Source organism: Acidovorax sp. (assembly GCF_016783915.1).
GTDB lineage: Bacteria > Pseudomonadota > Gammaproteobacteria > Burkholderiales > Burkholderiaceae_C > Acidovorax.
In genome coordinates this window covers 1-5,076 of sequence record NZ_JADHVT010000237.1, presented here as the reverse complement: position 1 = coordinate 5,076, position 5,076 = coordinate 1, and the positions used below count along the sequence as shown (strand labels likewise).

Genomic DNA, 5,076 nt, shown 5'->3' with positions numbered 1-5,076 from the left:
CCTTGGGCAGCAGCACGGTGCGGATCTGGTCAAACACGGCGGGCTCGTGCGTGCGCAGCCACAGCAGCTTGGGCGCGGTGAAGCCGGGCATGGCGAGATTGCCGGTGATCTGGCGCGAGGTGGGCACAGCCGATTCCAGCTGCGCACATTCGGCGCTGGCGCGGCCGTCGTTCCACAAGATGGCCGGGCGCAGCACCTGGCCCTGCGCGTCCAGTACCACCGCGCCATGCATGTGGCCCGAGAGGCCGATGCCCCGCACCTGCGCCCACGCTGCGGGAGCCTGCGCGCGCAACTGCGCCACGGAGGTCTCCACAGCGGCCCACCAGTCGGCGGGGTGCTGCTCGCTCCAGGTGGGCTGGGGGCGCAGCTGGGGCACGGCGGCATCTGCCGTAGCGACCACAGTGTGCGCATCGTCCAGCAGCAGGAGCTTGACACCCGAGGTGCCTAAATCAATTCCGAGGTACATGGGTGATGGACAGATGTCAGTGATTCACAGTGAAAGCCATGGCCCGGCCTTTGCCTTTGGCGGGCTGCGTGCAGGGGTCACGCAACAAGGGCCTCCCTCTCAGGGTGCAGATCCGGCCGGGGATCAGGAAGTCTTTCCAAACCTTCCCGCGCCCTGCTTGCGGTACTCGCTGGGCGTCATGCCCTTGATGTCCAGAAAGCGGCGGTTGAAGTTGGCCATGTTGTTGAAGCCCACGTCATACGCAATGTGGGTGATGTAGCGCTCGGTCTCCATCAGCAGCTGGCACGCGCGGTTCACGCGCACCAGATTCACAAAGTCGGTGAAGGTATTGCCCGTGGCGCGGCGGAAGAAGCGTGAGAAGCGGCTCTCCGTCATGCCCAGCTCCTGCGCCAGGTCGGCCGCCGACAGCGGGTCGGCCAGATGGTCGGTGATGCGGCTCACGATGGCGTTGATCTGGTCGAGCTGGGTGTCGTTGTCCTCGCTTTGCAGCTGCGTGCTAGACAGCAAGCGAAAGTCGGTGCAGCGGGCCAGGTCGCTCAAGAACTCACAGAACGCGCCAAACCGTGCCAGGCCCTGGCGCGCCTTGATGCGGTGCCAGTGCTCTTGCGCCTGCGCCTCCATGCCGAAGAACTCGATGCCGTGGCGCGCACGCTCCAGCAGGGGCAGCACCTCGCGCAGCTCAGGGATGCTCTCGCTGCTGGCGACCAGCGGCGCGTGCGAGAACTGGATCACCAAGTCGCGCAGCGGCACGCCGCCTTCGGGCAAGTCCATGCTGATCCAGTTGTGCGGCAGGCGCGGGCCGGTCAGCACCAGCTGGCCGGGCTGGAACTGCCCGATCCAGTCGCCCACAAACACCTTGCCCGAGGTGGCGGTGATCAGGTGCAGCTCGTACTCGTCGTGGTAGTGCCAGCGCGCCAGCGGCGTGGGAAAACCATGCGACAGACAGCGGATGAACCCCGCCGTCTCGGGCGGCTCGTAGCCCAGCGCGGGCGAGCGCACATAGTCGTGCTCGAGCTCGGGCTTAGTCTGGCGCGGGGCGGTGGGCGTTTTCACGGTCATGGCAGTGGGTGGGCCGAAGTTACACCAGCATCAGGCGCCTGTCCGCTGCGCCACAAAGGCCAGCACGCGGGCATAGGCTTTGCGCAGGGTGTCTACCAGCTCGGGGCGGCTGGCCATCTCGCCCCACAGGGTCGTGTCGGCCGCAAAGGCCGCCACGGGGTCAGCGGCATCGCAGATGGCATGGGCCACGGCGGGGTCCATGGCCTGGTCCTGGTAGGTGTAGGGGATCTGCCCCGCGTGCCAGCGCTGCAGGTAGGCCAGGAACAGCGCGGGCAGCATGGCCACGCTGTCGAACGACGCGTTGCGCGCCAGTCGGTCGCGGATGGTGGGCGCAATCATGCCGGGGATCTTGGAGAACGCATCCATGGCCACGCGCTGGTTGGTGTCGGCGATGGCAGGGTTGCCGAAGCGGTCCAGCACCACGTCGCGGTACTGCTCCAGGTTGATGGGGCATGGCTGCTCTGGGGTGTGGAGCACCGGGATCGCGTCGTCGGTGACGTAGTCGTAGGCCATCTGGCGAATGGCCGCGTCGTGTGTGCCTTCGTGGATGTACTGGTAGCCCGCCAGCGTGCCCGCCCAGGCGATGCAGCTGTGGGTGGCGTTGAGCAGGCGGATCTTGGCCTCTTCGTGCGCCTGCACCGACTGCACCATCTCCACGCCCACAGTCTCCCACGCGGGCCGCCCGGCGATGAAGTCGTCTTCGATGACCCACTGGATGAAGCTTTCACCCATGAGTGCCGCCTTGTCGTCCCAGCCGGTCGCGGCCTTCACGCGCTCAGCCACATCGGGCGTGGGGCGCGGCGTGATACGGTCCACCATGGCGTTGGGACTCGTGGTGTTTTTCTGCACCCAGGCTTTCAACGGCGCATCGCCCAGCGCGTCGATGAACTGCAGCAGCCCGCTGCGCGAGCGCTCGCCGTTGTGGCGCAGGTTGTCGCAGTTCATCAGCGTCACAGCGCCCGCACCGGCTGCCCTGCGCGCGCGCAGGATGCTGACCAGGCCGCCATAGATGGTGTGACCTGCCTGGCCCGCCTTCACGGCCGCCATGTCGGCGCGCAGGTCGGCAAACGTGGGCCAGTCGAGCTGGTTCTGGGCATCCAGGTAGTAGCCCGCCTCGGTCACCGTGAAGCTGATGATGCGGGTGGCGGGGTCGGCACCCATGGCAATCAGCGGGGCCAAGTCGTCCTGGTAGGGGATCACCCGCTGGATCGACTCGATGACGGCGTAGTTGCGCTCGCCTTGGGGGGTGACGGTTTCGAGCGTGTAGCGTCCATCCTGCGCTTGCAGCGCCGCGATGGTGTCGGCCATGTCCGGGCGCAGGTTGCCGCCTGCGATGGCCCAGCCAGCGTCGCCCTGCTGGCGTGATGCGTGAACGTAAACGGCCTGGTGGGCGCGGTGGAACGAGCCCAGGCCCAGGTGCAGGATGAAATTCATGGTGCGTGACTACGGGTTTCTAGAGATCAAAGTTCGTGGGCATCATCACGACATCGCGGATGGTCATGCCGCGCGGGCGGGTGAGCATGAAGAGCACCACGTCGGCCACTTCGGACGCCTCGATGAGGCTGCCGCTGGCCTTGGCCTCGGCCAGCTTTTCCGCGGGCCAGTCGGCCAGCAGCGAGGTAATGACGGGCCCGGGCGAGATGGAGCCCACACGAATGCCGTGCTTGAACACCTGGCGGCGCACGGTCTGCACGAAGCAGTTGACGGCCCACTTGGACGAGGCGTAGACGGGCTCCCACGGCGTGGGGAAATGCGCGGCCAGCGAGCTGGTGACGATGATGTCGCCCGTGCCGCGCTCGATCATGTGGGGCAGCACGTTGTGCACGTTCTTCATCACCACGTTGACGTTCAGGTTGAGCATGCGGTCTATGGCGTCGGGGTCGGCATCCACCAGGTCGCCGCCCACATACAACCCAGCATTGGCGTGAAAGATGTCGAGTTGTCCCGCAATGGCCAGCGTGCGCGCAAGCAGGCTCGCACACTGCTTTGTGTCCAGCAAATCCAGCACCAGCGGCGACGCTTGGGCGCCGATGGCGGCGCAAGCCTTGTCCAGCGCTTTTTCATCGCTGTCGATAAGTACCACGTGCGCTCCAGCGTCGGCCATGGCCTTTGCACTGGCAAACCCGATGCCCGATGCGGCGCCGGTAACGGCCGCCACCTTGCCTTGAAGTTCTCGTCCGGGGGGCATGGAAGCAGTCATGGCGGTCATGCGGTCTGGCGGGCCACCACGCGGCCGTTCGGGTCGAACCAATGGGCGTGCGACGCGTCGATGTCCAGGCTCACCGCATCGCCGGCGCGCAGGCCTGTGCGGTCGTTCTGGCGCGCCACAAACTGCGCGCCGCTGGGCGTGCTCACGTAGATCAGCGTCTCTGCGCCCAATGCTTCCACCAGGTCCACCTGGCCCGGCACCGGCGTCGCGCCGGTGTTGCGCACCGTGATGTTCTCGGGGCGCAGGCCGATGGCACCGCCCTCCGCCCCGGCGGGTGCCTGCTGTTGTACAGGCGATGGCAGCTGCGGCAGGGGCACCACATTCATCTGCGGCGTGCCGATGAACTGGGCCACGAACTGGTTGGCGGGCTTGTCGTACAGCTCCAGCGGCGTGCCCACCTGCTCGATGACGCCATCGCGCAGCACCACCACGCGGTCGGCCAGTGTCATGGCCTCGACCTGATCGTGCGTGACGTAGATGGTGGTGGCGCCGAGGTCGCGGTGCAGCTTGGCGATCTCCACACGGGTCTGGCCGCGCAGCGCCGCGTCAAGGTTGGACAGTGGCTCGTCAAACAGGAACACCTTGGGCGCGCGCACGATGGCGCGGCCGATGGCCACGCGCTGGCGCTGCCCACCCGACAGCTCCTTGGGCGTGCGCTGCAGGTACTGCGTGAGGTTGAGGATGCGTGCGGCGTTCTGCACCTTCTCGTCGATCACCTGCTTGTCCACCTTGGCGAGCTTGAGCGCGAAGCTCATGTTCTCGTACACGCTCATGTGCGGGTACAGCGCGTAGCTCTGGAACACCATGGCCAGGTCGCGCTTGCTCGACGGCTGGTCGGTGATGTCGCGGCCGTCCAGCATCAGGGTGCCACCGTCGATGTTTTCGAGCCCCGCGATCAGCCGCAACAGCGTGGACTTGCCGCAGCCCGAGGGGCCGACGAAGACGATGAACTCGCCTTGCTGGATGGTGAGGTCGATGCCCTTGATGGCGCGGTGTTCACCAAAGAATTTCTCGATGCCGCGCAGTTGAAGGTAGGCCATGGAATCGGGTTCCTGAAAACTTGATTGCGTTGGATAGGAAAGCTGCGCGTTACTTCACGGCGCCGAAGGTCAGGCCTTGCACCAGCTGCTTCTGGCTGAACCAGCCAAAGACCACGATGGGCGCAATGGCCATCAGCGAGGCTGCGGACAACTTGGCCCAGAACAGGCCCTCAGGGCTGGAGTACGACGCGATCAGGGTGGCCAGCGTGCCGGCCTTGGCGGCGCTGAGGTTCAGGCTCCAGAAGGCCTCGGTCCATGACAGCACCAGGCACAACAGGCCGGTGGACGCGAGGCCGCCCATG

General features: G+C 66.3%; 5 protein-coding genes and 1 pseudogene. All 6 read right to left on the bottom strand.

Annotated features, from left to right (window positions below; genetic code table 11):
• Nucleotides 1-466 (bottom strand): FGGY family carbohydrate kinase (locus tag ISS20_RS23595; RefSeq protein WP_291440087.1); only part of this gene is annotated, 466 nt, incomplete at its 3' end.
• A gap of 123 nt (nucleotides 467-589) precedes the next feature.
• Complete coding sequence (locus ISS20_RS23590; RefSeq protein ID WP_291440085.1) at nucleotides 590-1,525, bottom strand: AraC family transcriptional regulator; 936 nt, start codon at nucleotides 1,523-1,525, stop codon at nucleotides 590-592.
• Nucleotides 1,526-1,555: 30 nt separating this feature from the next.
• Nucleotides 1,556-2,959 (bottom strand): D-arabinitol 4-dehydrogenase, encoded by a 1,404-nt coding sequence (dalD, locus tag ISS20_RS23585; RefSeq protein WP_291440082.1) that lies wholly within the window; start codon nucleotides 2,957-2,959, stop codon nucleotides 1,556-1,558.
• A gap of 19 nt (nucleotides 2,960-2,978) precedes the next feature.
• Entirely contained in the window at nucleotides 2,979-3,713 is a 735-nt protein-coding gene (locus ISS20_RS23580; RefSeq protein ID WP_291440081.1) for an SDR family oxidoreductase, read from the bottom strand.
• A gap of 17 nt (nucleotides 3,714-3,730) precedes the next feature.
• Complete coding sequence (locus ISS20_RS23575) at nucleotides 3,731-4,774, bottom strand: ABC transporter ATP-binding protein (RefSeq protein ID WP_291440079.1); 1,044 nt, start codon at nucleotides 4,772-4,774, stop codon at nucleotides 3,731-3,733.
• Nucleotides 4,775-4,823: 49 nt separating this feature from the next.
• Nucleotides 4,824-5,076, bottom strand: a pseudogene (locus tag ISS20_RS23570) (carbohydrate ABC transporter permease); the annotation flags it as partial.